The organism is Agrobacterium tumefaciens, assembly GCF_005221325.1.
Lineage (GTDB): Bacteria > Pseudomonadota > Alphaproteobacteria > Rhizobiales > Rhizobiaceae > Agrobacterium.
The window spans coordinates 1967738-1992526 of sequence record NZ_CP039889.1 but is presented as its reverse complement, the minus strand read 5'-3'; the positions used below and the strand labels follow the sequence as shown (position 1 = coordinate 1992526).

Annotated in this window: 17 protein-coding genes and 1 pseudogene; 7 read left to right on the top strand and 11 right to left on the bottom strand. The window is 53.1% G+C overall.

The features are described 5' to 3' along the window. Positions 1 to 141: 141 nt before the first annotated feature. Positions 142 to 816 (top strand): SH3 domain-containing protein, encoded by a 675-nt coding sequence (locus tag CFBP5499_RS24060; RefSeq protein ID WP_080827793.1) that lies wholly within the window; start codon positions 142 to 144, stop codon positions 814 to 816. A gap of 102 nt (positions 817 to 918) precedes the next feature. Here the strand turns inward: CFBP5499_RS24060 and CFBP5499_RS24055 are convergent, their stop codons facing one another. The 3 genes from CFBP5499_RS24055 to CFBP5499_RS24045 form a co-directional block, all read right to left on the bottom strand. Continuing rightward, complete coding sequence (locus CFBP5499_RS24055; RefSeq protein ID WP_080827794.1) at positions 919 to 2856, bottom strand: AAA family ATPase; 1938 nt, start codon at positions 2854 to 2856, stop codon at positions 919 to 921. Positions 2857 to 2902: 46 nt separating this feature from the next. Beyond that, on the bottom strand, positions 2903 to 3520 hold the full coding sequence (locus CFBP5499_RS24050) for a hypothetical protein (RefSeq protein WP_080827795.1): 618 nt from the start codon (positions 3518 to 3520) through the stop codon (positions 2903 to 2905). A gap of 205 nt (positions 3521 to 3725) precedes the next feature. Beyond that, positions 3726 to 4151 (bottom strand): hypothetical protein, encoded by a 426-nt coding sequence (locus tag CFBP5499_RS24045; protein ID WP_080827796.1) that lies wholly within the window; start codon positions 4149 to 4151, stop codon positions 3726 to 3728. A gap of 1310 nt (positions 4152 to 5461) precedes the next feature. Here CFBP5499_RS24045 and CFBP5499_RS24040 point away from each other — a divergent pair. The 4 genes from CFBP5499_RS24040 (at position 5462) to CFBP5499_RS24025 (ending at position 11348) form a co-directional block, all read left to right on the top strand. Continuing rightward, the gene (locus CFBP5499_RS24040) at positions 5462 to 6307 is read left to right on the top strand and encodes a hypothetical protein (RefSeq protein WP_080827797.1); all 846 of its coding nucleotides are present in this window, start codon (positions 5462 to 5464) and stop codon (positions 6305 to 6307) included. Next, complete coding sequence (locus tag CFBP5499_RS24035) at positions 6308 to 8575, top strand: DDE-type integrase/transposase/recombinase (protein WP_080827798.1); 2268 nt, start codon at positions 6308 to 6310, stop codon at positions 8573 to 8575. It begins immediately after the preceding gene. Between the two features lie 4 nt (positions 8576 to 8579). Next, positions 8580 to 9593, top strand: coding sequence for a TniB family NTP-binding protein (locus CFBP5499_RS24030; protein WP_158523289.1), 1014 nt, complete (start codon positions 8580 to 8582; stop codon positions 9591 to 9593). A gap of 207 nt (positions 9594 to 9800) precedes the next feature. Further along, a complete protein-coding gene (locus CFBP5499_RS24025) occupies positions 9801 to 11348 on the top strand; it encodes a TniQ family protein (protein WP_233284235.1) in 1548 nt (515 codons plus the stop codon). A 206-nt stretch (positions 11349 to 11554) separates the two neighbouring features. On the opposite strand, the gene CFBP5499_RS24020 is transcribed toward CFBP5499_RS24025, so the two are convergent. The 5 genes from CFBP5499_RS24020 to CFBP5499_RS24000 all read right to left on the bottom strand — a co-directional run bounded on the left by CFBP5499_RS24020 (position 11555) and on the right by CFBP5499_RS24000 (position 20292). After that, a complete protein-coding gene (locus tag CFBP5499_RS24020; RefSeq protein WP_080827801.1) occupies positions 11555 to 12772 on the bottom strand; it encodes a response regulator in 1218 nt (405 codons plus the stop codon). Then, positions 12769 to 13233, bottom strand: a complete 465-nt coding sequence (locus CFBP5499_RS24015; protein WP_080827802.1) for a response regulator — start codon at positions 13231 to 13233, stop codon at positions 12769 to 12771. The genes CFBP5499_RS24020 and CFBP5499_RS24015 overlap by 4 nt, the downstream gene beginning before the upstream one ends. Further along, positions 13214 to 16774, bottom strand: coding sequence for a hypothetical protein (locus tag CFBP5499_RS24010; protein ID WP_130932529.1), 3561 nt, complete (start codon positions 16772 to 16774; stop codon positions 13214 to 13216). Before CFBP5499_RS24010 ends, CFBP5499_RS24015 begins: the two co-directional genes overlap by 20 nt. 485 nt (positions 16775 to 17259) lie before the next feature. Then, positions 17260 to 18948: a patatin-like phospholipase family protein gene (locus CFBP5499_RS24005; protein WP_158523291.1), complete on the bottom strand. Its 1689-nt coding sequence runs from the start codon at positions 18946 to 18948 to the stop codon at positions 17260 to 17262. A 567-nt stretch (positions 18949 to 19515) separates the two neighbouring features. Then, positions 19516 to 20292, bottom strand: a complete 777-nt coding sequence (locus tag CFBP5499_RS24000) for an alpha/beta fold hydrolase (RefSeq protein WP_233284234.1) — start codon at positions 20290 to 20292, stop codon at positions 19516 to 19518. Between the two features lie 282 nt (positions 20293 to 20574). Between CFBP5499_RS24000 and CFBP5499_RS23995 the strand changes: the two are divergent. Continuing rightward, positions 20575 to 21088: pseudogene (locus CFBP5499_RS23995) on the top strand (GXWXG domain-containing protein); the annotation flags it as partial. 90 nt (positions 21089 to 21178) lie between these two features. Here CFBP5499_RS23995 and CFBP5499_RS23990 read toward each other — a convergent pair. Beyond that, positions 21179 to 21757, bottom strand: a complete 579-nt coding sequence (locus CFBP5499_RS23990; RefSeq protein ID WP_080827806.1) for a hypothetical protein — start codon at positions 21755 to 21757, stop codon at positions 21179 to 21181. Between the two features lie 361 nt (positions 21758 to 22118). Between CFBP5499_RS23990 and CFBP5499_RS23985 the strand changes: the two genes are divergently transcribed. Next, entirely contained in the window at positions 22119 to 22526 is a 408-nt protein-coding gene (locus CFBP5499_RS23985; protein WP_233284233.1) for a DUF4143 domain-containing protein, read from the top strand. Between the two features lie 326 nt (positions 22527 to 22852). On the opposite strand, the gene CFBP5499_RS23980 is transcribed toward CFBP5499_RS23985, so the two are convergent. Together CFBP5499_RS23980 and CFBP5499_RS23975 are read right to left on the bottom strand one after the other, a co-directional pair. After that, on the bottom strand, positions 22853 to 24007 hold the full coding sequence (locus CFBP5499_RS23980) for an IS4 family transposase (protein ID WP_137066283.1): 1155 nt from the start codon (positions 24005 to 24007) through the stop codon (positions 22853 to 22855). Positions 24008 to 24146: 139 nt separating this feature from the next. Continuing rightward, complete coding sequence (locus CFBP5499_RS23975; protein ID WP_080827807.1) at positions 24147 to 24716, bottom strand: GNAT family N-acetyltransferase; 570 nt, start codon at positions 24714 to 24716, stop codon at positions 24147 to 24149. Positions 24717 to 24789 lie beyond the last annotated feature (73 nt).

Sequence of the window (24789 nt, the reverse complement as noted above, 5' to 3'; positions counted from 1 at the left end):
CGCTTACGCACGCGCCCGCCGAAGGCCAAGAGCGACCACCCGCCGGCTACAGGCCGCTGAAATTAACCATTAAGTTGAGAGTGGCAATCATTGCTACTTGCAGAGCATTTTAGCCCTCGGCAATATACCGCGGGGGCTCTTATGAAAAAACGCTACTGGCTACTTTGCGGACTTATCCTATTCGGGATTTCGAAACTGGGGGAAACGCCTCCGAAGTCCGGCGTGACAACACCCTCGCCAAGTTTTTCAGAGAGTAAGCACGTTCCGAGACCTCCGCTGTCAACGATGAGGGACCAACAACCTTCCCCTTCTGGGAGCACCGCCGCCCCGCTAGATGAGACGTTCAGATCGGAGACTAACGTAGAGGTTCGGTCCAAGTTCGTCACCGGAAACGGCGTCGCGCTCCGGGGTGCGCCAAGCCCTAAGTCTCGGATTGTCGATAGGCTAGATCGAGGACGAAAAGTCGACCTCCTTCAGTCGAAAGCAGAGTGGTCCCGGATCAAAGATATTCTGACCCAGAAAGAAGGATGGGTTGCAACCAGGTTCTTGCAGGATGACAACCCCAAGCGAGAGGAAATCTCAAAACCGTCGGAACCAAAGAGCAAGCCTCCGCCAACACTATCACCCACAATAGTCATCCAGCGGATCATTGCCGAATCCTTAGCCAACTATCCCGGCACGTGCGCCTGTCCCTACAGCACAGATCGCAGAGGCCGAAGATGCGGCAATCGAAGTGCATATTCAAAGCCTGGCGGTTATGCGCCAGTCTGTTTTTCACAGGACGTTACGAAATCAATGATCGAAGCCTATCGCTGACTTATTGGGAAGCGCAGCCAAAGATGCCCGCGCCAGCACGCAGCGACGAGCCTTTGGAGACTGCTACTTTCGTTGCCGACCAGGTCTGCCAGCGTTCCCGGTCTAAGAGATAACTCTGCTCTCCCTATGCGCTTTTACGGCCGCCTTAACGACGTCGGCGGATAGAGTTCCTTCGCGTACCAGATCAGCGTGCAGATCAAGAAGAACGCTCCTGTGTTCTTCAAGTAACGATTTCGCGCGCGAAAATTCTTCTTTTAATGTCGCTTCCACAGACTTGGCGATACCCCTACGCCGATGACGATATCCTGCCAGAGCACGCGGGCTGCTATCAGGCTCGACGGTTAGCGTTTTCCCGAGACCCCAGGTGACCTCCAACATGGTAGCGATATCCGTCGCGCGATTTAGGTCTGCCGACAGATCACCGCCGCCACTGTTTTCGAAATCCTTGAACAGCATTTCCTCCGCAGCGATACCACCCAACAGAACAGCAATCTTGTCTCGAAAGTGAGTGGCGGTTCGTCGATTGAAATGCTGTTCCTCAAACACGGTAGTTCCCATCGTCTGGGTCGACTTGTCGACACGAAGGGTTTTTTCGATGGAGACCGCGACCAATGGCTCTGTCTCTAACAGAACACCGAGAATTGCATGGCCTAGTTCATGAGCGGCTACGCAGCGCTGTACAGCTAAAGGGACTGGGATTACGGGCGGCATGGCAGCTACGAGGTCGGCAATCAGCATCGAACGCTTTGCTTTCCGCGCATGGCGACGAGCGTCGCGCACACATCGTTCAATGTCTGCGCCCGACCAGCCTTCACTCGCCAAAACGACAGTCTCCAGTGGCTCATGAGCGAGTTCTTCGCCGAGATAGAACCGGAAGATGTCTTCACGTCCGCGCTCGTCCGGAAGCGGAATGGTAAAATGGCGTTCAAGCCGCCCCGCGCGCAGCAGCGCCGGATCAATGATGTTTGGATAGTTTGTCGCGCCGACGATGATCACGCCTTCATGAGACTGCGCCCCGTCCAACAATTCCAATAGCCCGTTGACGACTTGCCGATGGTAGTTGGCGCTGCTGCCCGTTCGATCATCGCGACTTGTGAAACTGTCGAACTCGTCGATGAGAAGCACTGACGGCGCTTGGGCCGCGGCTTCCGTGAATGCTTTTCGCATTGCCTTCAAAAGGTCGCCGAGATGGCCCCTCGCCTGCCACCGTGCTGCCGATGCGAGGATGAGCTTGGCGTTACAAGTCCGTGCCAGTGCAGCTGCGTATGACGTCTTTCCAGACCCGGGAGGACCGGACAACAGGATACCGCATTCCATAGCGCTCCAAGGCAGCATACCAGCTTTCCACGCCGCCAGGTCCTCGGCAAGCTCGATGCCCCAGGCTTTCGCGTCGCCATAGCCCGCGAGATCATGGAGTGTGGGTCCGGCGGGGATCGGGTCGGGCGAAGGTCTTGGTTGCTCGATCCGGGAATATTGTCGCAGACGGCCAAGACTGGCCTGCAGCGATCGGTTTCGCCTCAGCCCAAGCTCGACACGGTTGGGCGAGAGGCTCGCAAGGAAATCTGCATCAGTTTTCGAGAGTTTTCCCAAGCCCATTCGCCGGGCTACAATTTGATAGTCAGTTGAACATGGAGAAGACAAGGAAGCCACGATGTCTGCGGCAACGCGGATTTCACTGGTCAGTAGGTCGTTGTCTTCGAGCAGAATGATCGCGCGCTTTAGGTCTGGTAGTTTTCTAAAGCCCGAAAACTCGTTCGCGAGGTCGGTTTCCTTATCCACGACCAGAACGAAGTAGTTACCCTGTTCCCCGTTCACGGGCGCGCTGCCTTCAAGTAGATATTTGGCGGCCATCTTGATCGAATGCACCTCAGCGTTGGGCGGCAAAATGAAAGCCGCCACGAACGATGAACGCCGTTTTAGAAAATGCCGGATCGATCTCGCCATCGAGACCATCGCTAGATGCGTTGGTAGATCAATATTGCGGTTCGAGCTGTGATATGGCTCGAAGCTCGCCATCAAATTGGCTGTGTAAGATTGCATGCGATTCCTCGGATAACGGAGTGAACGGGTTACACTGACGCCTCAGTCAGGACCGTATTCGCCGGACCAACGTTTCCGGGCCCAGCAACTCTGTATCGAGGTCTACCTCTACGAAGCCGCGCAAAATCAACTGGGCGAGCGCGGCAATTGGCTTGGTTTCAGCAAAGGCCGTCATGCAATCGGCAACGGTAAGCGTGCCGTGTTCGCTTAATGCTGCGAGCAATCTCACGCGGTCGCCGAGTGCCAAGGTATGGTTGCCGTAGCGAAGCAGGTCCCTTGCATTCTGCAATCGATACCCGTCATAGACTTCTTGACGAACGAGACGCCGATACCTGAATCCCTGACTGTGGGCGCAGGTCTCAATATCCATCATATCGATAGGCATTACCCTGTCGGGTGCATCGAGTAAAAACCGACTACCGTCATCGTCAACGATACCAAAATCTGGAACGTGGGCACCTCCCCCGCAATCCAGTGGCATTGGCATACAATGCCAAGAGCTGATCGAGGGGTTCACGTCAAAAAGGCAGGCGGTATCTCTCGCCACCTGAGAACGGAACATCGTCGGACCATCACACTTGACGGTCGCCGAAGGTTCGAAAGTACGGATTGATGCGGAACTGCGGTTTGCACGAATTGACTTCGCGGCCTCTGCGATACCCATTATCGAATTCCCCAACGCAATACTGTTGATCGTCGCCGCGAGACTCGCAGCGGGCGGGGATCAACCTATTCGTATGAGGTGGGTAAAATGTTCCATAACCGAACAAATACAGAACAAAAAGGGAAACGTCAATAAGCGCTCTCTAATTTTTGAAAAAAGTGGGCCGGCAACTGCCTGTCGTCCGGCCCGTCACGCAGATCGCGTTTCAAACGTCAACGTCAACGAAAGCCCGGACTGCAAGGTGCAGCGCCACGCTCGGCCCGCCAATCGCCTCGTCCTGGTACATGTTCAAAGTTTTTCCGGCTTCATTTGCCTCCGCCAGTCGCACCGTCAATACCTTGATCGCCAACTCGACGTCGCCGTCCTCAACCATCAAGGCTGCCAACAGATGACGAACCCGGGTACCTCGCGGCATCGGAATGTTCGTCGAATTTCTTGCAGTGGCTTTTCCGTTGGGTACAAGGGCAACACCCTTATCGCTGACCACAAGCAGAATACCATCAAGGGATCGGTGCGGGTGGTCAGCCTGCAGCCTCAGCACCAGTTCGGATACCGCTGAGGTGGCCTCGAGAATCCGACGGGCGCGCACTGCCTCAGAAGCGCGGGAGATATTGTGGGATTTCAAAGACATTGTAGCTCCTTCTGTCCGTTATCGGCACTCTAGGGGGTATCCCTAAAGATCGGACCTCGGCGGAGCGGTGGTGAAAGCGGTAGCTGCAGACCTCAGAAACAGCTGAGAGAAGCTCGGGGCAGATGCTCATGGTCATTTGCTAGCCCTCCCTTTCTGAAATCGCGCAATCGCAACAGTCTTCTTGATGGAAAGGTAGAGCACACCGGTATCACTTACAATGGCTTTCAAACGAAAGTTCGAGGAGAAGGGCATCATTTTTGCAATTGAATGCCGCCGCCATCAACCGTCCGGTACCAGCGTTGTATGCTGTCCCGCTGTTAAACTCCGGAAAAATAACCAGCTTTCCCAGAGTTGTTAAAATTTTAGAATTAATAAACGATAACAATAACTTAGATTATTTCTTTTTTCGATCGATTTGAGTTGACGGGCCCAAAAAGATCGTTAAATGCACAACTGTAAATCCGATGCGGCGACCTAAGAGTTGCATGGTCCGCCGAGTATCACGGGATTTGCCAAAGAGAGCGCGCGGCCCAAGGACTACAACTGTCCCCGCGGTGAGGTACGATTGTAGGCGTACCAGCATGCTCCCCGGGGTGGGTTAACCCGGGTGAGAGTTTTGCCCCTTCCCCGAGTCGCTCACGGAGATGCGCCATGCACGGTAACGCCAAATAATTCCTTTCAAGGACGCACGAGCTTCGCCCGTTCTACCTATCGCTATTGTCGCTTTCCTGCCCGAAAGCGCATCAGAGCGCAGAAAGGATTGCCATGCCGACCCCACCCAACGAAAACCGATATATGACCGAACACCTTTTCGTGGTTGTCGACTTCGGTTGCCGCTCCCTCACCGGAACATAGAGCGGTTTCCACGTTAACTAGCCAGTAACCATCGCGTGGGAACATGTCGCCAAGTTTAAACACCCGCCGCATACCGCCGGGTGTCAACCTGGGAGACGACCCATGCGAATATTGAACAAGGTATGTTTCGCGTCTCCGTGAGCAAGGCCCAAAGATGCCTTGGCCTGCGGGACGACCGCAATGAGGCCAAAAGGTAACCGGGATGTTCAATTTTACTGCCTCGAAAAATCCGACCACTCTCAACGTGATCTCACATTCCAATCACGAGAATGACGGGTCTCGTGATTTCATGACGTTCGCTTGCCGCGCCGGCGTCACCACCTCCCCACACCTCATACGTCTGTAGCCGCATCAGCAGCCAGACCTGTCATTTCGTCCGCAACGCGGGCTGGTGGCGTGTTCAATTCTGCAGCCGAGAGGCTAGCGGAGCGGTCCCGCATGGGGAGAGGTAGAGCATGGAAGTCGAGATTCCGCTTGCTATTCAGATTCTTCACGAGCGCCGTAAAGGACGCGATTTACTCGCCGTCCCGTATGTGCGCACGACAAATTTCGCGTCATTTGGCAGCAACGGCGGGGTAGGCGGCAGTCGCCGTCAGGGTCGCTCATATCCGGTCATCGTTGAAGGCGACCGTGACATCTCCCTGAAAAACAAGCCTGACAGCACCCCCGTAGAAGAACGAATGAGTATTGTCAGCAACCGCATCACGATGCCGTTCGGGGATAGCGGGGCCAGTCATCGTCTTGAAAGCCAGTTGGAAGCTGGCCTGTTGACGTTGCTCGCTTGCAACCCGCGCGTTGTGAGCGTGCGCACGCAATTCGGACCTCTGCCATTCGTACATCAAGGAAAATTGTGCCATCACTATGCCGACATCTGTGCTGACTTCGACAACAATTGTCGGTCGCTGTACCTCGTGCGAGCGGAAGACAACCTCCGCGATCTGACTATCATCCATGAACTGTTGATGAAGCAATGCCTCGGTAGGTTCGCGCATCGCATTCACCTCTACACCGACCTCCAAATCAACAAGCCTGCCGTCTTGTGCGCCGAGGAGCGCCTTCGATCGCGCAAGCTTCAGAATGAAGCGACGAACCAACGGCTGATCGAAAAGCTCCGAATGATGGGGGGTACGGCGATGCTCTTCGACCTGTTTGCCGAGCTCTATCCGGCGATCACCTTCGCCGATAGCTGGACCGCCGTATGGGCCCTTATCGACAACAACGAGCTTCAGCACGACCATCCGCATGCTGAAGAAATGATCATGACGCGCCTCTCCCGCGTATCTCTCGCAAAGGGTATCTAAATGACGAAGAAAAAGCATGATCCCCAAAAGGTGACCTACACGGAAATCGGTACTGATGATCGTATCGAGTTCTTTGGACGTCCATGTCGTTTCGACGAGCGCCTGGAAGAAGGGGTGGTCATCAAGTCTGATGACGATCGGCCTCAAAATACCATCGTGCTGGCTTGGTCGGAAATCCGCGAATATATCCACCGAGATCAATTGGTCATCGAAAGACATTACTTCTCGAAAGAGAGCGCAATCAAGCGTGCCGCCAAACGATCTCTCGACAAGTTGCGCGAGGATGTTGCTCTCAAAACGGTCGCGGTGCGCCAATTCCTGGAGGAGCTTGAAGAAGGAACGCTTACGAAGTCTGACGACGACATCAAGCAGTTTCTCCGCAAGTTTCGCTTAGAGAACGCGTCACTGATCGAAAAAGCCGATGACGCCCGGAAGGAGCGCGGCAACAAAAAGCGTGGGATCGTATCCCTCCGTCAGTTCCGTCGCTGGGTAAAGGATTTTCAGAACGGTAATCGTTTGGATGGCAGCCTCGTATGGAAACATCGTGGGCGCGTAGCTTTTGGCAGCAGTTTCTCCGCAGAAGAACTGAAGTATTTCGGCACCTACATCCACGAATATTTGAGCGAAAACGTCCCGAATATGTGGGCAGCATACTCAAAGCTGGCACGCGATCATGCGCGGCGTGAATTGGTCGATGACAAGCCGGGCCGGCTTTGCTCGTATGGCACCTTCCGTCGCATGGTGAAGGCGATGGACGAGTTCGTCGTAAAACTCGCTCGTGACAAGGACCATCAACTCACCACACGTCAGCACGCCATTAGCCGCAAAGGCCTTCAGCCGCGCTATCCCCTCCATATCGTGGAGATGGATGAACAGAACATTAACCTCATGGTCATTTGCGAAATGTTCGGGTTCTGGGAGTTGCTCGACCTGAACATCCAGGACCGGATCAAAAAAATCGAGCGCGTTTGGATTTGTGTCGCTCTCGACGCATACTCTCGTTCGATCCTCGGGATGCGTGTTCTTGCTGGCGCACCTTGTGCGGCAGAATCCATTGCCACCTTGGCCATGGCCGTCCGTGACAAGGAATACACGACCGCGCTTTCACAGGAGGCGATCGAATGGCCTCAGTGTGGCGTTCCCGACCGCGTACACACTGATGCTGGAGCAGGCTTCGCAAACGAGGAGTTCCCTCTCGTCGTGCAGGCTCTCACTGGCAAACATGCGATTCCTCCAAGCAAGCATCCCCATCTGCGGGGCCGCGTCGAAAGGTTTTTTCAGTCGTTGTCTACCCGATACATGCACTTCTTTTCGGGGCAGACTTTTGGGAACATTCTGCTGAAGGGACAATACAAGCCAGAGAAGCACGCTCACATCACTCGCGAGATGCTGTGCGAGCTTCTCGTACAGCTCATCGTCGTTTGCTATCACAACACGCCACACCGATCCCTGAGCGGCGAGACGCCGCTGGAGCGCTGGTACCGTGGCTCTCAACAGGAGCGCGCTGTTCCGCCTCCTCCCACTGTGGAGCAGTATCGAGACATCTTTGGCATCCGTCTCTTTCGAACGATCGGCCGTCGCGGGATCACTATCCTTGGAAACACTTACGCATCAAGGGAGCTCGATGACCTCGTGATGCACAAGCTCAATTGTGAAGTGGAAGTACGGATGAACGATCGAGACATGTGGGCAATCTCCTTCAAAGACCCCCGCGACGACAATTGGTACGACGCATACGCCACATTCGAAGGCTTCAAAGGAGTATCGGTCCCGGAGTGGATGGAGACGGTCATCTATCTCCGCAAGAAGTTCGGAGAGCGCGCACCTGGTAAGGAGCGCGCGCGTCAGATCGTCGCCGACGCGTTGGCCGCCATCGAAAAGACCGCTGAACAAACGCGGCTGGCACACGACATCGGTGGTCCGCTGATTACCGACAAAACCATCAAAAACTTCGAACGCAAGAACATGATGAACGGGGAGTGGTCCAAGCACCTCTACATCGACTTCGCTGATCCGTCCCAGCGCCCGGTCTCAGACGGCACCACCGACCTTCTCGCTAGCGTCTCGGGGGACGACCCTATGAACCCAACCGGAACCTTTGACCCGGATGTCCTGGAAGAGCCGAACGATAAGCGCACAGCACGTGACGTTCGTCAGAAGATCAAACCCAAGACAACAAAGAACTCCCCCTCGTCCACTCCAGCCGTGGATGATGACGACGAACTGGACATCGACGCAGTCAATCTGCGTGTCGAAACGAAGGAGTGATCTCATGAACCCCCACCCTGCCAACTCGATGCTTGAGTTCCTTCGTTCCACCATGGACCCGGCGCAACTCATGCGCTCCGAGCTTCTTGCCAAGCTCGAGAATTTCTATGTTGCGACCAAGATGGACGACAAATTCAGTCTCGAGTTCAGCATCATGATCTCCGAGATCGCGGCGGGCAATATGCCAGAGGGATATGCGATTGCCGTGCCGGGCAAATCCGGCAGCGGGAAGAGCACAATGATCCGCCATCGGCTCAAAACCCACCCCGGTCTCCAGCCTTACGTCGATCAGTACGGCAACAAAAAGCAGGCCTGCTTGTGGGTAAAAACACCTGCCGGATGTTCGATGAAGTCACTCGGTGAGCATGCCCTCAAGGCAGCGGGCTACCCAGGCGGCGCGCTCAAAAACGAAACCGCAATTTGGGACAAGCTGCGGGACGCTTTGATGGTCAAAGAGTACAAGATCGTCTTCTTTGATGAATTTCAGCACGTTCTCCACGCCCCAACGAGCAAGTCCAAAGAGCACCCGGCCAACCAGATCAAAGCCATCATGCAGTCTGACACTTGGCCAGTTTGGCTAATCCTGAGCGGCGTGGATGACATGATGGGCGTCATCGAGGCTGACCCTCATCAGCAAACATCGCGGAGAACCCGTGTCGTCGAGATGGAATTGCTTACGGAGCACGAAATCCCCTTCGTAGCATCGGTTTTGAATGAGCTGTGTTCCACCGTCGGTTTCGCACCCTCGTTCAAACCTACCAGGAAATTCATCACGCGGCTCATGCACGGCGGTCTACAGCGGTTCGGCATGGTCGTGCAATTGATGAAGCTCTCAATTCAAAGCGCCATCTTCGATGACAAGACCTTCCACCACAAAGTCATCAACCACGATCACTTCGCTGACGGGTATCGACGGCTTAGCAACTGCGATGACAACACCAATGTTTTCATCGCCGAAGACTGGTTCAACATCGTTCGAGAGGTCGATGAAAACGGAAGACTGACAACGACGCGATGAATGGACCGAACTCAAGCCGCCAGACCTCACACAGAATTAAATTGGGAGATGAGTAAACGATGTTGCAAGTTCCACTCTTCGCAGACGAGGTCCTTCCAAGTTACCTTTCCCGTCTCGCGAAAACCAACCGCATGGGTCCGCTTAAGCTACTTCTGTAAGGCTTATGGATTGTCGTTCCACGGCCTGAATCACGGAAAGCCCGACGCCATGTTAATGCTTTCGTCTTTGGTAGGCTTACCAAGCGAGCAGCTGACACGCCATGCGACCGCAGTTACGTCTTATCGGTCCACAACGCTGTTCGGGCAGACATTTGAACAGGCCCTGCTGCTCAGGAATACGCTTCGTTTCTGCCCGAAATGCTTTGAGGCCGATGAGCTGTGCGGCGATCGTATTCCTGGAACGCGTCGCTATCGGCGGGCACTTTGGCTCTTGAAGCCGTATCGCACCTGTCATGTGCACCACTGCGAACTCGTCGAACTTCCCGGACGAAAGACCAGCCCCTCGTTCGACTTCTGCGTGGAACTCGAAGTCGAATGCGAGAAAATTCAGAGGCTTTCTTCTGGACTTTCCGACCGGCCAGCTGGCCCTGTCGATTTGTTTATCGGTGACAGATTTTATAGCAACGTTTCTCATGGGCCGCTGATCGACCAGCTCGAGACCGCGGTAGTTCTCAACATCAGCCGCGTCCTGGGAGTGGCATTAGTTCACGGCAGAGACCAAACCCTTGAACTGCTGACGCAGAAAGCTCTCGGCGAAGCGACTCATGTTGGCTACGAAGCGCTGGCCGGAGGGGTAGACCGGTTTTACGAAGCTCTCGACCGCATTTCAGAAGGTGCGGCCGCAGGCACGTTTCTTCGTTACGGTCGCTTCTATACCCATATCCGGCAAAGCCAGCACAAAGACAGCTATCAACAAATCTGTGAACTGTTCCGTGCGCATGTGGTCGACCGATATCCGCTCCCGGCCTCTGTAAAAAACTTTGCGCGTACACAGGACGAAAAATGGACGACGGTGGCTCACATTTCGTCTGTGACGGGATTGTCATCACCCGTCGTCAGGCGCCGGCTCGTCGATGCAAACATCGATACGAAGGCCATCCCCATCGGCGCGCTGGCACTGTTTGAGCGGATGTCGGGTGGCACGATCCAATCTCGCAAGGCCGCTAATATCCTGAGATGCACTCCCGGTTTCGTGGCGAACCTCGTTGCGGCTGGCGTATTGCGTCGTCTGGACTTCGATCAAATCGGTCATCGTGGCCAACGTAACACCCGTTTGATTTCCGAGGTCGAGGTGAAAGAACTTCACGAAGCGATCCAGAAGGTCGCAACCAGCGCGCTCGAGCCAGGGATGCAATCGGTCAAAGAAGTTTCCGAGCGAATTGGAATCAACCGAGTCGATCTGCTCACGAAAATCGTCAGAAACGAATTGAAACGTGTCGCACTTAGTGGGCGGCCGTTGCTCCTCGACGACCTTATGGTCGATCCGTCAGAATTAAAGAATTCGAAGTTTTCCGGCACACACGTCGATAACACTGAGGCCTTGAGGATTCTGGAAATTTCCCAAAGAAGTCTTTGGGCCTTACAGAAAAGCCGCTCAATTAACTTCGAAGAGGTGAGCTCGGATAGTGGAGCTGTCGTCTATCGCGTAACGTCGCGAGCGGACTTGCGGGATTTCCGCAAACGCTACGTCAGCGTGAACCAGCTCACTCATCAAGGAGAGTGGCCTAACCCAGCGGCAGGTCCGCTATATGATTAGAGCGAATGCAGTCCCTCCGGCCATCCCGACTGCGGAGGGTGGGTGCGCTTTCTATGAACGCCGGTTCATTGAACCGCTGATTGACGGGCGGATTTGTTTTTCCTGAAGATGCCAACCGCTTCTGCATGGGCAGCAGCGCGGTTCGCGACATCCTAAAATATCAATTTAGCTTCCCAAACAAGAGCATTACTGGGTTCGGCAGCCAATTATAAGAACTCGACTGCAAAGTTGTACAGGAATAGCGCACTAACCGAAGCTGCGTATTCTTGATAGTCGTCAGCCTTGTGTTCATCAGCGTAGTCGCTAACACCCTTAATAACAACAAAATCGGGTCTTGGCTTACCGCTGCTCTGAGCAGCAGCAGCCACAGAGTAAGCCTCCATATCAACACCCACAATTCCCCGATGCTGCGCAAGCAAACCATCGACTGTTGGCCCGTGCGATACGACCGCCGCACCGGACACCATTGGTGCTACGTGAGCCGAGAGCTTAGTTGCAGGTTTAGTCCCACTCGCGTTCGTAGAGATGTCACTCAGAACCTTGCTATCCCTTGCCATCTCGCGCAACAATCCCGCTATATCCGGGTCAAGATCGAGCTGGTGTGGGGACGGTAGAAACTTCGCTTTTCCACCCTCCGCTACTATCTTTCCGCTGCCCCAGTCCCAAGTAGGATCAGCGATAACGATGTCGCCGATTTTCACTTTATCGACACGGCCTGCACAGATGCCGACCATCGCTAATAGCCTTGGACGAAATTGGTGGATCATTTTCGCAGCCAGCACTGCCGAAGCCGCCAGCCCCATGCGAGGCGCGGCAGCTGCGATTACGCTTTTTGTTACTGAGCCCTTCAGAAACGTTCCTGAAATATATCTCGTTTCATCGTGCGGGAGTTTAAGCGGCTGCCAGCTCATCGGTAATTGTTTTACTGCGGAGAACTCCACAGTATCGAGCGCTGTTATGATTGCGAGGTCGCAACCGTGAGTCTCACCGTCACTGAAATTTCGAGACCGTTTAACGGCTTCTATATAGGCCACCTTAACGAGCAGTTGAGATACCCAACGGTCCGATGATTCGCTATATTGAACGAGGGACCAGAGCTGATCTTGGAACGCTGGGCCAAATTCTTCTACAACATCCTCAAATGCTGTCAGTCCAACGATATAGTTTGGCCGCTTCAGTTCACTTTCTCTAGCAAGCTCTCGCAACAATTCTATCCCACCGCCACGCACAGGGATTTCACCTAGTCGACGCGGGATATTGACGTCCAAAAGCATCAGGTCAAACTGATCTTGACACAAGTAGTCATAGGCCTGCGTAAGTGCTATTGCGTGAACAATGTCAGTCTTCAAAATTCCGGACTGCGTAAGAACGGTGTGTACACGACCAAATTTTTCGGCCTGATCTTCAACAATTAGAATTCTCAACCTTGCCTCTCCTTGGGGAAGCGATGTCCTATGAACGTCTCCAGCTGAGACTTCCAGTTGTCTGCGTTAGATCGGTAGTGGACTGTACCGAGGTAATCCGGGAACCGTGACTGTAATTCTGTTTCTAACTCTGACAACGTCACAGCTTCGGCTTCTTCACCAAAGCGTCCAAATTGCGTCACCACTATAACCGGGATATGCACGTCCTCTCTCGCAAGCTGGCGCAGTATTTCGCGGCCAGCAAAATGATGCGGCCGTCCGCCATCGTCCTGCAGTGATCTGTCATAGTTTGTCATGGTCATGTCGAGCAAAAGTAAATCGAACGTTTCACTCAGAGCCGCCCTCAAACCGCTTTGAAACGACCGGCATACCTTAGTACTTGAAGGTCGATATGTGTCGAACATAAATTGTTCGAGCCGACTTGCTTTCTCTTCGTCATCTTCAACTATTAGAAGCCTCACGTACAATACCTCCAGTCGGCAATAAAATTTCTACGCTAAACTCGCTCTCATTAGCTGCCACATAAAGCACGTGATCTCTGACCATCAAATCTGTTTTCAGCAGCTTCCAAATTTTAGGATACCCAGACCCTCCCTCCTCCGACAGCAATTCCATAGCCCGGGCCTGCCCGTAGTCTCTATTTATTTCAACGATCTTACGTTTGAGCTCACCACGATCATGGTCCGGTGATAAGTCATTGGTCGCCCGAATAAATAGATGGCCTTCTTTGATCTCGACAGTCATCGCTATATTTAGGCGATCGCGATTTCGCGCGCCGTGTGTAGCAGCATTGTCGAGGATCAAGAAAAACAACCGCGCAAACATAGGGAGGCACCATCCGTTCATTAGGATTTGGCCATTAGACTGGTATCTGTCGTTGATTGTCAGGTTCCGGAAATAGGTCTTGACGGTGTTCATCCCGGCTTGGAAGGCGATCGTCAAATCGAAGTCTTGATATTCGTTATTGCTCGAAAGAGTAAACCAGCTAGCGACCCGCTCAATTGCAGCACGCATCTCAGGCTGCACCATAGTTAGGGCGTGTTCTAGGCCAGGTAACTCCCTATCAAGTCCCTCCGAAGCGATGTCCTGTGCGAACTCGCGCAAACTCTCGATCAACCCAGATATAACTTCGGTCTCCAAGGTGGATCGAACTTGAGCGAGGTTCCTTTGCGTTCCTTCCCAAAAAGTTGAAAAAACAGTCTCTATGAATTCGTCGAAGGTCTCCTTAGACGCCCATTTGCCGTCCACCGCCGCAAGAGCGGCATCAGAAAGAGCATACTTAAATAGGCCGTCGGGCGTTTCCTCTGATTGAATACGTAGGAGCTGCCGGTTCAACCGATCGATTTGATCGTCAATCTTTGCGGAAAACTTAGAAAATAGCGCGGAGAGCTTCTCACGAGAGCTGATATCCAACTCAACGGGGCGCTCGAGCCAGAACTTGTTCTCAAGATAGGAGCCACGATCGGTATCTTTATTTGTTATAAGATTCCGTCCCAACAACGGTCCGCGTATTTCCTTTTCGACGTAACCATGTCGAATATTCGTGCTCAAGTTTGAATTGAGCCCATACTCTTTGTTTAGCGTGAACTCATCTCGTAACGTCGAGACCATACGCTTGAGAAGAGTAAATCGTTCGCTAAGCGGATTTGCGAAGATAATCCGCATTGGCTCTGTTCCAGCTTCACTACGAACTGCACCAAGCAGATCAAGTAGCTTCTGCTCTAAGCCATCATTCATCAATCTGTAGCGGTTCCAATCATCTCTCATTGATACGTCAATAGATCGGCGGATTCCCTCTACATTGACGTAAATCTTACTTTCATCTAATCGAAGTGTGGTTTCTCGAACAATTTGCTTCGTTCGAATTTCTCGTAGTTCTTCTTTGATAGCGGCAGGAACTCGACCAGCTGTTAATTCGCTGATGAGAAGGAGAATTGATACCCGTTCGTCCTCGACCGCTCTTGAAGTCTCAAGCGCTAGTGATTGATCAAGTACGTTCGGGACGCAGATGTATCGAAGGAAATAGATCAGCTCCGATATTGAAAAACGGTGCGCGATCGTTCCTAGTTCAGAGGCTTTTCTCACGCCGTTAGCGCGGAGCACATCCTTAAACGCGTCGGCACGCTCTGCTTCGAATTCCGCCGAGACGTATCGCGAGTGCGCGTCGAACACAATCGCCGCACTCAAACGCCCTCGAGTAGGCGAGCTTGCGAGGGGCTTATCATGCCATTTGAGCAGTTCCGAAACCAGCTCACGGATCGGCAAGATGGAACCAAAATATTTTGACTTCACAAAAAGGCTAGCGGATAAATCTGTTGTTTCCGCAAGTTGGCCGTCCCGCCAGTAAGTGTTGGAGAGCAATCTCGAAGCTTCTAGTGCTACTGCAGGCGAGGAGGTGCTAGCGGCAATATCACTAAGTCTCTCTGCTGCTCTCTCAAATTTCATCTGCCGTTGTGCAAGTAAAGCCTCTGCCATCTCGGATAAGCTCGGCGATGAGGAGTTCTCATAACCGCAGAGCCTCGCGACGAACCCAACCGACGGGCTACGTGGATTCTGTTTCACCGCCTCCCGTAAGGCACGCTCTCGTATTTGGCCCGCCGGTAACGTCAAAACGAGATCGATTGTCTCAGCCGCACTTCTGAGACCTAAGACAGTCTGTAGGAATGTTGGCTCCAGTACCCTTTCATCATGGCATTGTCTCTCAAGGAGAAGCCGTAACGAGGATGCCCATGACGTGTTGCAGTAAGCGAGAATTATCTTCTGAAGGCGCAGTCGCGCTTCGATGCCGTCCTCACCGTAACTCAACGCTGTTGATAGGTCTGATCGGATATCACCAAAGAACGAGCGCTCCTCGGGAGCCGGCACCAGGTACATCTGGCTGGACGCTGCTTCGGATTGCAGCACTACCGCTAATAATTCAATGTTCATTCCGAACAGGCGAGCCCCAGTCACTGCCGCCGCGATCTTATCGTGCCGATTCGCGGCGAGGTCATCCTGCATTTCGAGGATGGCTTGGTCCAAGGGGACATTTACGTCATTCCCAAACGCCCTCGATAATCGGCCTAACTGCAAATCTGGTACGCCTACGCAGAGGTCTCCCAGTATACTTCGCGTGAATTCTGCAACGGTATCTTCGAGTGGCCCGCTCGAAAACAGGCCCTGAAGGGCTGAGATGAGAATATGATATCGGTCAATTAGCGGGAAATAATCACTATAGTTCAGCATCTCCCCGGCCGCCTCTGGCCCGACTTTGATATGTCGCCCATTAAGCGCACATATAATATGGAAGATGCCGTTTGTGGGAACACCAAGTTCATCGAGATGTCGTTCGAACTCTGCCGCTGAAACTGCCGCACCGGACCGATAACTGTACCAGCTCAGCAGGTAGTTAAACACCGCATTATTGTCCCGATTAAGGATCGCTTGAACGTAACGATTTTTCCCCGAAGAATTTCCGGTACGATCGTGCAGGTTGATCCTGTGTTCGATCAGCCAGGCACTGATACCGAACCGCTCTTCGGCTCTAATTAGCAAAGCCTCAATTTGGGCGTCATCGGAAACGAGAAGAGCACTGTCGACTTCGTCTCGCAATGCAACAAACTCGCTGATTTCCGTAGCGTATGCTTTTATGAGGCTGGCGTTCCAAGCTAGCTCGGCGAAGTACCCTGTCAGTACCGGGAAGCCGCTTCTTGGCAGCTCCTCAAATCGCTTTGGAAAAGGATTAGCGAGTAGAAGGCCGCGGTAAGCCGGGTGTCTAGCAAATTTGCCAGCCAGACGGTACTGGCGTTTCGGATGCTCATGCAGCCTAAACGATCGTATCCCGGCAGACAAATTGCCTTTAGCACGAAGTTTAGATCGATACTCGTCAAACTCACGTGAGTATGCCGTGCCTATTTTTTCTTTACTAAGCGCTCGGGCCAAAGGTCCCCCAATCGAGATTTCCGATTTCGAAATGCCGCGCAACGGGAAACACTCGGCACTTCTCTTCGCGATTCTTAACAAGAAAACTCTCGATAAAATTGCGAAGAAAGCAATATTAGAAAACGCTTAGACTTGGATGTTCCACGAGTTATGGCCCTAAGTTAGGCGCAAACCAACCGCACCGCAACGATACACGAAGCGAATACCGCCGCAATAGTCAGCAGATCGCCAACTTCACCGTCACACTGTATGTTTCTCAACAATGCATACCCCCCGCCCGTCTTGTACGGGGACGCGTGTAGATCGCAGGACAATCCAACTAAATCCTGCTGCGGTAAGCAATTGACTTAATGCTATCTAACCTCGACACGAGATAATCTTTGAGGCTCAAAAGATTCATAACAAAAAGGGCAGCTACGCCGCCCTTTTTAGCATTACTATTATGGCTTTCACCAAATGGAGTCAGACGACTCCTTCAATTCCAACTTTCTTCGCCATCCTGCTCTCCATCTCTAGGGGGGATAATATGGGAATAATGGGCATTGCACAAGGTGGTTCCGGTTAGATCAAACAACGAAGTTCGCCCGCGCTCGCTGCCCAGGCTTTAGATTTCTGAAGCGACCACCGATTGCATCGTGTCTGTAATCATCCAAGACAGCACTAATTCTTACTATTTCTGACTGCTTCAATATCCCAAAGCTCAACTCGCTGCAACTGGAATCCGCGTTGACTTTCAAGCCTCTACGGTAGGTTTTAGGAATGAGCATGATCAGATTCACTTCCTCGATTACCTCGTCAGTAAGATTAGACATCGCGAGGAACTCGGCATACGGGGCGGCCTTCAGCCCAGGTATACCACCGATATATTCAATATAATGTTCTAAGACGTAGTCTCGATGCTTTTCCTTGCCAGACGACAACGGCTTTTCAAAGAAAATACAGCACGAAATTGACTCTACCCCATTTTCGTTTCTCTGCTTCATCGGGATTATTCGCGACGGAATTATTTTTTTTGTATCTTTGTCGTAGACCTGCCATTTCATCGGATGAAGGTATTGTGATCGCTGATCGCGCGGAAAATTAATAGAGATCGAAAACACGGGCTTTTGCCCTACCCGGAAGACCGACTGTTGAAAGCTGATATCGGAGTCGTTTTCGTTTTGCTCCGCCCAATTAAGACTATTGCAGAACAGTGCCATGGTAGTGGAGATTAGATTTTTCGTCGCACCATTCGATACAACACTATGGAATTGAAAAATCCCGTCCATAATAGATTGAGGGTCATATCTACCCGAATTGAAACTGCCGTTGGGTTGATCAGTGATAGTTTTGATTTTGGCATATGAAGCTAGGCGATTAAGTGCCTTTGCGTAGATTAGGTCCTTAGACTGCGTGTCACGGCAAAATGCCATCGCTCCGCTAAAGTCAAACGTCGTCACCTTACTTTCAATGGCTACGTTAAGATAGTCTCCAACCATCTTAATACTGCGCTTTACGTTATGGTTCACGCTAGCAGAAAAAACCGCCATCATAAACTCGAACACGGTACTGAAGTTCGAATCTTGCGGTTCTGATGTAGTGATTGCGAACAGGTCACCATACTGTGCGATATCTTCAAAAAGCGAAGACGTGGGCAGATTTTCACAAAGGCCACCATCAACAAAGCGGCCTTCCCCAATGTTTCGGATATTCCTGAAAAACAGGGGAATCGAGCAAGAGTCTACCAATGCAGATATGAAAGGAGTTTTGGGCTCCGCCTCCGATCCTTCCAAGGTGGTCAGGGACGAGAGACCGATTCTTAGCTTGCAATTGAATCTTTTTTCAATGTCGGCAATTGTAACTTTGGATACGTCCCCATTTATGTGACGAAGATCGGGGCAGCTGTAGGAAAACATCTCGATCAAGAATCGTCTTAGTAGTCTCGGACTAACGACTGAATAACCACTGACGACTTTCAAAATCCACCATCCCTTGCGCATGAAACTGAAGGGCATAAATCGGGAGATTCCTCGCATTTTTCCTACGTAACGATCTCCGTTGTTATCCAGGAATTCGAAAACTCTTTCGAAGTTCGCATTCGTGGCTATAAGCGCGGCTACTATCGAACCCGCGCTGGCACCGGAGACGCGAGTAATATAAATATCGCCTGCGGTGCGCTTGTCACAGAAGGCCTGTGCGGCGGGGAGCATAGTTATGAACTTTGCGCCGCCGCCTTGGATAGTGAGCTGAATTCGGAGTGGATGTCTATTTTTCATTGCTAGTCCCTCAACTTGGAGGGCACATTCAGATGGAGGTTGTTTCACAACCATTAAAAACAACTAAACAATGTGTCATTAAGTGAATCTGGTTACTAATGAGGTAACTACATAATGGTAAGATAACTAAGTTTGCTTTCAAATAGCGGCCGGCCGTGCACTTCATCTTTGCCCTTAACAGCCTGTCCATTAAAGGCCCGCCGCTGGATAAAAAGTGCTGTATTTGACTGTTAGTGAATCATGAAGATCGTCCCGAAGAAGTCGCCTCACAAGTGGCGGACGCTCGTGCTCCGGATCAAGTAAGCTGATAACCTAGCCTGGCTGGTCGAAGCGTAAGGTGGAGCGTGTCAGGAAACTGCCGACTGGATATTCACGAGTGCGGCGGCTTTACCAAAAGACTAGGGATGCTAACGAGACAGCGGCGAGCTTCAATCTCCTAATGCCTCTGACGACAAAACATCCGATCTTCGTAGATAGCCCTTTCGTGTCGCAGAATGGGGACCAACTACTAATGTCCAGCCGGTAACGGCAGTCTATCGATCACTTCCACGTCCCGTGCAGTGAACTTCAGCTTCCTGAGCCAATAGCCCGACCCTCATTCACGAAATCTTCAAAGCGCAAAAGCAACTCGTTGAACTTCGTCGCTTGTTCCCAGTGAACTGCATGACCAGCGCCCTTTATACGAATGGGCTCCCCTCCCCAGATGCTTGCGAAATGCAGACTATCGATATAGTCGAGATTAATGACCGGATCATTCTCCCCATTGACCACGACCAGTGGAACCGGCGATGTCTCGGCGGTTCGGCGCTGATTGCTACCCTCGCCTCTCAATGCGCTCTCGATCATCAACTGACGGGCACTGCCGTCGGTCCTACGCACGGCGTTGAGGAAGAATTCTTCCGTAGCGCCGTCAGGCCCTAGCGCAAGTTCGGCAACCATCGAGACCTGATCATCATTCAATATCGGACTACCCGTGTAGGCCATTTCGGGGCTCGGTTTGAAACCCGCTTGCAACCCCTCCGGAGAGTTCACAACTGGCGGCGTCCCGAAGATCAGCGCGCCGTCGATTGCAGCGTTCTTTGCTATCATTTCAAGCACGACGTGTCCGCCAAGTGAATGTCCGAGTGCCAAGAAGCGATTCACCTTCATACGCTCAAGCGCCTCAAGCAGTGCATCGGCGTAGCCAGACATGTTGTATGTCCGTCTCGGGTCATTGGCATTTGCCGAAAAGCCGTGCCCTGGCAAGTCGAATGCGATGACACGACGCACACCAGAGAGGGCTTTGATCTGAGGCGTGAACTCTTCTTTGCAAAGGGAGTTAGCATGCACCATCACCAAGGGCACGCCGGCTCCCCTAGAGTCGATATATGCAATTGCCCCGTGTGAAGTGTCGACCGCTGATTTGAACACCCTGCCACCCTCTGGTTGATATCCTGTTTAATCACACTCATCAGGCAGAAGTAACAGCGTCAAGTGACGAGTATTACACGGCTGGCCATTCGGGAACGTAGGTGGGTGGAAAGCAGTTCACTCGCACGCTCGTAGCATCAGCATCGGCCTAATCTCGACGTGTCGTCGTGGTATGAATCGTTTGTCTAAATTTACTTTCAGGAAGCGAGACGTCGCATGGAGGACATGGCTTTCCCAGATCAACATTTGGCATTAACCTGGTTTCTTTCGCTTGAACCCGTCTTTCCGACCGAGATGACGGGCTTGTGGAAAGGAAAGGGAGTTGCTTCTGGTCACCCACTCGACGGTGTGCTCGAAAACCTCAATTGGTTCGGCAAGCGCTTCCACGCTGATCAGAGGGCAGACGCTCTGCTTTTCCAATGGCGAGAACCACGTCTGGTAGCCCTCGAACCCGCGCTCATGCCAATCCGGTGGGTAATCCGTCTAGCGCCACTGGGGCATAGTTCACTTGCTCGGAAACTATTTTCCGTACTCCCACAAGGCTCTGCAAGCACGCGGGCCGACCGCATCCCTTACACTTCGCGCTTCGCAGTACGACGAGACCGCAGCCATGGTCTACGACAAGCAGCCAATTTCTGACTACTTCAGAAGGATCAGTGAGAATGAACTGGCGGGCATGATGGTCGTACGAGGCGATGAGCGCCGGTACTTCTTTTCCCTCAAAAGAATTCCTGTTTCACCTTCCGGAAAAAACGATCCCGCACTCCCTCTTTCATCTAATCAGTCCGGTGCACTCCCTCCCCGGATAACGAGGAAGCGGTTAAGCGCTGTAACTTGTTGACGCATGAGGCTTTGACTTCGCGCCCGCGCCCACCCTTGCGAGAGCCTGACCGAGAGCCATCTCGATGTCGAACAGATTTTTGGCTTTCAAAATCGTGGGGTCGCCAACCAAGCCGAAGTGCACCAATCCGTCATCTACAGATCGGTCAGCATCGACCCAGCCGCTCGCTATCAGTGAGGTCTCCTCTGACAGTTCGGGTACGCGACCCGTGCGACTGGCCACGATAGTAAGAAACACTCCATCCCTCCCCTCGTACATCTGCTCAACAACGAAGACTCGATCAACGAACATATCCTGCTTTTCATCGAGATAGAGACCGGCGTCTTCGCCGAAGCGAACTACAAACGCGTCATCTTCAATTCCAAGGTCTGCATACGAGACGTCGCGGAGATCGTGGCTTGTATCGGAAAGATCGTTCAGTTCGTAGGCAACTGCGCCAGCAACATCCCATTTCCGGATTACTTCAGCGAGTAATCGAGAGCGTGCCGCTTCGTCATGGAAATGATCAAGTGATGGTCTATTGGCGGTCGCTGCTTCGCTAGGTCGTGGATTGTTCATCGATTTTGGCTCCCATAGTTCGATTTAGAACCGATGAGGCTGAGTATCGCAAGGGACAAACTGAAAGGCTGCCGAAGTCACTCAAATTTATCTGCAGCGAAGAATAGAAGATGCACGCTCGATTTCGTGCTACGTTTAAAAGTCTGCAAACTTATGTGTTTTTTTCCAGACTTATGTAGCAGATTCCACCACGGTTCGCACTTCTCACCTCGCAATTCGCGGCTCTATCTCACAGTAGTGCGCGCTACCTCTAATACCATTTTTCTGCCACTCCTATTGGTAAATACGCCGCACCTCTATTGATAATTCCACGCCACTCGTACTGCTAATTCCACGCCATCTCTATTGCCAATTCCACGCCTTGAAGCGACTTCCCGCCTGGACCTCTGGCGAGACAGGAAGGGACATCAAGCATCCCAAGGTCCATCTCGTCGACACAGGTATTGCGTCTGCGCTGAGGAGCATGAACTCTCAGAGCTTCAATATCGATGCGAACCCGACGGCCTTGGGAGGGCTGTTTGAAAATTTCGTTCACAACGAACTGGTTAAATCTCTCCCGTTCCAAAGACAGGAATGGCGGCTTTACCATTGGCGGTACGATAAAGGACGTGAAATCGACATCATCGCGGAAGCATACCGAACTATCGTAGGGTTCGAAATGAAGACGTCTACAATGGTTGAAGAAGATGATTTCCGACATTTGCGGTGGTTCAGAGACAACGGGCCAGGCAAGACCTGGAACGTAATTGGGATTGTAGTTTACATGTGAGATCGACTCCTCTCCTTCGGTAAGAATATGTATGCGCTGCCGCTATCCGCCTTTTGGTCTTTTTCCGTATAGCAATCAGCCTTGAAATGAGCTGCGCTTTGTGGCGTTTGCTACATGAGTCCGTTTTTTCTTTAGATTCAATGAGGTACAGATATTAGCCATTTCAAGCTGACTCCCCGGTCAAAATGGCATGCAAAAAAAGCCCCGATTTAAGTATATCTCCGGTCAGAATGCGTGACTCCGTACATTATCGGTCGGGAAAGGTCGAGCGCATTGACCGTATGATAGAAACAATAAACCCCGGCTTTGGGCCACTGCTGTCCGGTTTAAATTTCCATTCCGAGAAGTGTCATCTGTCTTGGATCGGCGGTTTTAGCTGGTGGCGGCCTTGTGAGGCTGTCGGTTCTTCGGCGATGCATAAGATTGGCGCGCACCAGGCGTGCGAATGCCAGTGGGCTTTGGACGAGTTTCTGGTCTGCCTGCGCCATGCGCAACAATAGATAGGCGATGAGCGCCACGGCGATCTGGATGCGCACGGCGTTCTCGCTGTTGCCAAGGAAATGCCGGATCCTCAGCGTCTGCTTGACCCAGCGAAAGAACAGTTCGATCGCCCAGCGCCGTTTGTAGAGATCGGCGATCTCCTGTGCGGGCGCGTCGAGATCGTTGGTCAGCAGTCGCAGCACCTTGCCCGTCTGCGTCCTGACTGTGATCTCCCGCACGGGGTCGCCAAACCGATTGCGGCGGCTTGCCGCCATGCGGGCGGGCAGAAGCCCGATGCGATCGAAGAGGACGATGCCATCGCCGCTGACAGCTTGCTGGCTTGTTACGGTCAGCTTCGTATGGGACTTGAACCGCGTGACGATGCGGCAGCCGGCCTTGTCGAGCGCCGCCCACCAGCCGAAATCATAATAGCCAAGATCGAACACATAGGTCGCACCCGCCGCGATCGGCATGGCCTTGGCGGCTGTGATGTCGTTGACATTGGCGGGCGTGACCGCCGCATAGATCGGTCGCTCGGCATCGGCGTCGTAGACGACATGAACCTTGGCGCCGCAGGCCTGATGGGAAAACCGTGCCCAGTCGCACCCGGCCCCGCTCAGCCGAACGCCGGTCGCGTCGATGAGATAGGTGGCCTCCGACACCGACCGGCGCAACCCGCGGCCCGCGCGGGCGACCATCTCGCGAAACAGACCGGCAAAGACCTCGCTTGAGCGCCGTGCATTGGCATCGCACAGCGTCGAGCGCGACACCGGCCTTCCACCGACGTGATAAAGCCGCGCGGCATGGCTTTCGAGGCCGCCGACGATCTCGCGCAGACTGACGGCTCCGGACAACTGGCCGTAAAGCAGGGCGATGAACTGGCTCTTCGTTGACAGCCGGCGCACATGCTTGTCGGCGCCATGCTCATCCACAAGCCTGTCGAACCTGCTCCAAGCCACCCGCTTCAACAGATCGTGGAATACGCTATTGTAGTGCCGCACGGTGTTTTTCCTGTTCGTGTCCGAGATCGTCGCCAAACGTTCGAATACGAGTAGAATCAACACCGTGCGCCATGTCTACAAATTTAAACCGGACAGCAGTGGCTTTGGGCCGGGGTTTGATATCAGTATCAGGGTCGCCTCAGGCCGAGAGACGGCGGCCGTTTGCGACCAGAAGACCAGCGGCACCTTCCAGCCAGCCGGCTTTCAGCTCCAGCGCCAGGAAACGGTTGCGCTCGAACGGGCCGGGCATGATGAGGTGCTGCGCCTTGTCGGCGAAGAAGCCGAAACGCTCGTAATAGGGCGCGTCGCCGACCAGAAGGATGGCGCCATGGCCGCGCTTGGTGGCCTCGGAGATCGCCGCACGCATCAGCGCGGAGCCGATGCCCTTGCCCTCATGGGCGGCATCGACGGCCAGCGGGCCAAGCAGCAGCGCCTCGACGGGACGGCCTTCGCGTGAAATGCCGGCTTCGACATTCCACAGGCGCACGGTGGCGATGACATGACCGTCCTCATCACGGGCGACCAGCGCCAGGCCTTCGGCCGGAACGCGGCCGGCGCGCAGCTTTTCGGAAGACTTGCGACGACGGCCGGCGCCCATGGCGCGGTCCAAGAGGTTCTCACGGGCAACGACATCGCCCGGATTTTCCTGATCGACATGAAATGTCTGCGGTGTGAAAAATGCCCGTACCGAATTCAAAAGAGCGGCCATCCTTGGCCTCCCGTCACACAACCGCCCACACGCGGCCCTTGATGAAAAATGGTGAAACCGTTCCGGCCCGCCG

What these genes read in the sequence shown, in the direction of transcription:
- CFBP5499_RS24055 (WP_080827794.1), bottom strand. Translation starts at nt 2,856, where the DNA reads ATGCAATCTTACACAGCCAATTTGATGGCGAGCTTCGAGCCATATCAC.
- CFBP5499_RS23975 (WP_080827807.1), bottom strand. Translation starts at nt 24,716, where the DNA reads ATGGCCGCTCTTTTGAATTCGGTACGGGCATTTTTCACACCGCAGACA.
- CFBP5499_RS24030 (WP_158523289.1), top strand. Translation starts at nt 8,580, where the DNA reads ATGAACCCCCACCCTGCCAACTCGATGCTTGAGTTCCTTCGTTCCACC.
- CFBP5499_RS24045 (WP_080827796.1), bottom strand. Translation starts at nt 4,151, where the DNA reads ATGTCTTTGAAATCCCACAATATCTCCCGCGCTTCTGAGGCAGTGCGC.
- CFBP5499_RS24035 (WP_080827798.1), top strand. Translation starts at nt 6,308, where the DNA reads ATGACGAAGAAAAAGCATGATCCCCAAAAGGTGACCTACACGGAAATC.
- CFBP5499_RS24040 (WP_080827797.1), top strand. Translation starts at nt 5,462, where the DNA reads ATGGAAGTCGAGATTCCGCTTGCTATTCAGATTCTTCACGAGCGCCGT.
- CFBP5499_RS23990 (WP_080827806.1), bottom strand. Translation starts at nt 21,757, where the DNA reads ATGAACAATCCACGACCTAGCGAAGCAGCGACCGCCAATAGACCATCA.
- CFBP5499_RS24050 (WP_080827795.1), bottom strand. Translation starts at nt 3,520, where the DNA reads ATGGGTATCGCAGAGGCCGCGAAGTCAATTCGTGCAAACCGCAGTTCC.
- CFBP5499_RS24005 (WP_158523291.1), bottom strand. Translation starts at nt 18,948, where the DNA reads ATGAAAAATAGACATCCACTCCGAATTCAGCTCACTATCCAAGGCGGC.
- CFBP5499_RS24060 (WP_080827793.1), top strand. Translation starts at nt 142, where the DNA reads ATGAAAAAACGCTACTGGCTACTTTGCGGACTTATCCTATTCGGGATT.
- CFBP5499_RS24025 (WP_233284235.1), top strand. Translation starts at nt 9,801, where the DNA reads ATGTTAATGCTTTCGTCTTTGGTAGGCTTACCAAGCGAGCAGCTGACA.